The organism is Vibrio sp. OPT20, from assembly GCF_963889365.1.
Lineage (GTDB): Bacteria > Pseudomonadota > Gammaproteobacteria > Enterobacterales > Vibrionaceae > Vibrio > Vibrio splendidus.
On the sequence record NZ_CAWPOA010000106.1, the window covers coordinates 1 to 3,393 of the forward strand.

At 43.1% G+C, this 3,393-nt stretch carries 1 protein-coding gene and 1 rRNA gene; both read right to left on the reverse strand.

Features of this window, described 5'->3' with window-relative positions:
• A 16S ribosomal RNA gene (locus AACR09_RS21890) occupies positions 1-67 on the reverse strand; the annotation flags it as partial.
• A 599-nt stretch (positions 68-666) separates the two neighbouring features.
• Complete coding sequence (clpB, locus tag AACR09_RS21895; RefSeq protein WP_017077748.1) at positions 667-3,240, reverse strand: ATP-dependent chaperone ClpB; 2,574 nt, start codon at positions 3,238-3,240, stop codon at positions 667-669.
• Between the last annotated feature and the right edge of the window lie 153 nt (positions 3,241-3,393).

A 3,393-nucleotide genomic window follows, 5' to 3' on the forward strand; every position in this document is an offset into this window, starting at 1 on the left:
GCTCGACTTGCATGTGTTAGGCCTGCCGCCAGCGTTCAATCTGAGCCATGATCAAACTCTTCAATTTAAGATTTTGTCGGCTCAATGAATACTGACTTTAAAACTACAAAAAGTAATTTTAAAGCTATTATCTTTCCAACAGAAAGATAATGAATTGACTGTGCCAAATACTTTCTTTCTACAAGAGAAAGTAGTTATTCGTATTGGTCACTCAGTTCATTGAAACCAAAGTTGATTCCGAGGAATCTGTTTTACTTCTCTTAATTAAAAGGGAAGATAAAACGTTTTGATATTCATCAACGAGTGCCCACACAGATTGATAGGTTTAAATTGTTAAAGAGCTTTACTTATTGAGCGTTCCTTTTAGTAAGGAGCCTCGCTAAGTGGACGGCCATTCTAGCGAATTGGGTTCCAGTGTCAAACACTTTTTCCAGCTAATTTTTCAAAGCATCTTAAATGCTTAATGTCGTCTCGTTACTTAGTTCAAACCGCTTAGTTATCCCTGGCAACGGAGGCGCATTATAGAGAGAATCCCCCTTTGCACAAGGCCAAAAACGAAAAAAGACCGCAGCAGGCGATCGTTCGGACACTATTCACACAAAGCGTTCAAAATAGGTACGATTACGTCTTAATTTTGACTAATCGTACCTATCGTTCTTACCTTGATTATTGGTGAGCAATAATTCGGTCGTTATTCACTAATAGCTGCACTTTCTTATCCGGATTGATTTTTCCTGCAAGTATCGCTTTCGCTAATGGGTTCTCTACACTCTGCTGAATTGCTCTTTTAAGAGGCCTAGCACCATAGACAGGATCAAAACCGACTTGAGAGATCAACTTCAGTGCTTTGTCCGAAACTTCAAGCTCATAGCCATTGTCTTCCATTCGTTTCTTCAAATGCTCAAGCTGAATAGCGGCTATTGACTCGATGTGAGCTTGGCCTAATGGATGGAACACGACACTTTCATCAACACGGTTCAAAAACTCAGGGCGGAAATGCTTACCTACTACTTCCATCACCTCATTCTTTATTCCTTGGTAATCGAGCGTATTGAAGTTTTCTTGAATTCTCGAAGAGCCAAGATTAGATGTCATGATCACTACGGTATTTCTGAAATCGACCGTGCGACCTTGTCCGTCAGTTAATCGTCCATCATCTAAAACCTGCAATAGAATATTGAAAACATCAGGGTGCGCTTTCTCTACCTCATCAAGCAGAATCACAGAATAAGGTTTTCGACGAACAGCTTCGGTTAAGTAACCACCTTCTTCATACCCAACGTAACCTGGAGGAGCACCAACCAAACGAGCCACTGAGTGCTTCTCCATAAACTCAGACATATCGATACGAACCATGGCATCGTCACTATCAAACATGAAGTTAGCCAATGTTTTACACAGTTCGGTTTTACCTACGCCCGTTGGACCAAGAAATAGGAAAGAACCAATCGGCTTATTTGGATCTGATAAACCAGCACGACTACGACGAATCGCATTCGATACCACTTCTACCGCTTCGGCTTGCCCAATAACCCGCTTATGCAGAACACCTTCCATTTTCAGAAGCTTCTCTTTTTCTGCCTCTAGCATTTTAGAAACCGGAATGCCGGTCTGCTTTGAAAGAACATCGGCAATTTCAGCGTCAGTTACCTTATTACGTAATAAGGTCATTTCTTGCATTTCAGCTTGAGTCGCGAGGTCTAACTGCTTCTCCAACTCTGGGATTCGACCATATTGCAATTCAGACATTCGGTTAAGATCGCCAGCACGTCGTGCAAAGTCCATATCCATACGAGCTTGTTCTAACTCTGATTTGATATGTTGCGTCCCGGAAAGCGCCGCTTTTTCAGCGTTCCAAACTTCTTCAAGCTCAGCAAAATCCCGCTCCTTCTCAGAAAGTTCACTTTGCAGCGTGCGAAGCCTCTTTTCACTGGCTTCATCATTTTCATTCGTCAGAGCTTGCTGCTCGATCTTCAATTGAATGATTTTGCGCTCGAGCTTATCTAGCGACTCAGGTTTTGAATCGATCTGCATGCGAATGCTCGAAGCCGCTTCATCAATGAGATCAATCGCCTTATCTGGTAACTGACGATCTGAAACGTATCGATGAGATAACGTTGCCGCCGCTACAATCGCTGGGTCAGTAATTTCTACATGATGGTGAAGTTCATAGCGCTCTTTCAAACCACGAAGAATCGCAACTGTGTCTTCAACGGTTGGCTCATCGACTATCACTTTTTGGAATCGACGCTCTAATGCAGGATCTTTCTCTATATACTGACGATGTTCATCGAGTGTCGTTGCGCCTACACAATGCAGCTCACCACGAGCCAATGCTGGTTTCAGCATATTACCGGCGTCCATAGAGCCTTCGCCTTTACCTGCTCCTACCATGGTGTGAATTTCATCGATGAAGAGAATAATGTTGCCCTCTTCTTTCGATAATTCGTTGAGAACCGATTTCAAGCGCTCTTCAAATTCACCACGATATTTAGCACCTGCAATCAAAGAGCCCATGTCTAATGAAAGAACTCGTCGCCCTCTCAAGCCTTCCGGTACTTCATTATTGATAATGCGCTGCGCCAAACCTTCAACGATTGCCGTTTTTCCGACACCAGGCTCACCAATAATGACGGGGTTATTCTTAGTACGGCGTTGAAGTACTTGGATAGTACGGCGGATTTCATCGTCTCGACCAATCACAGGATCTAGTTTGCCTTGCTCTGCTCTTTCGGTCAGATCAATGGTGAACTTCTCTAATGCTTGGCGTCTGTCTTCGGCATTCGGATCATCGACTTTTTGACCGCCACGAACTTGCTCGATAGCTTGAGATAGTTTTTGCTCAGTAAGGCCTAACTCTTTAAGTAAGTTCCCTAAAGGACCTTTGTCTTCAATTGCAGCGAGTAGGAATACTTCTGAAGATATGTAACTGTCTTGGCGCTTTTGCGCGACCTTGTCACATAGGTTGAACAACGTTCCCATGGCATTCGAAAGCTGAACATCACCACCGATACCACTTACTTTCGGCACTCGGTCTAATATTTCGCTCAATTTAGAACGCAATTGAACAACATCAATGTTCAGCATAGTAAGCAATGGACGAATCGCACTGCCATCTTGATTAAGCAAAGACACCATTAGGTGCACAGGTTCTATATATTGGTGATCACGACCTAATGCGAGCGACTGAGCATCAGATATCGCAATTTGGAATTTACTAGTGAACCGATCGAGACGCATGCCAACCTTCCTACTCTTAGATATGTTTATCTTATGCTTAGAAGATGGATACGGTAACGCGGATTTTCAAGGGATAAGAGTGAAGAATAGAGCTTATATGAAAATATAAATGAGCTGGATGAGTGGTTGTACTAGCCAGAGGTTACTCTAACC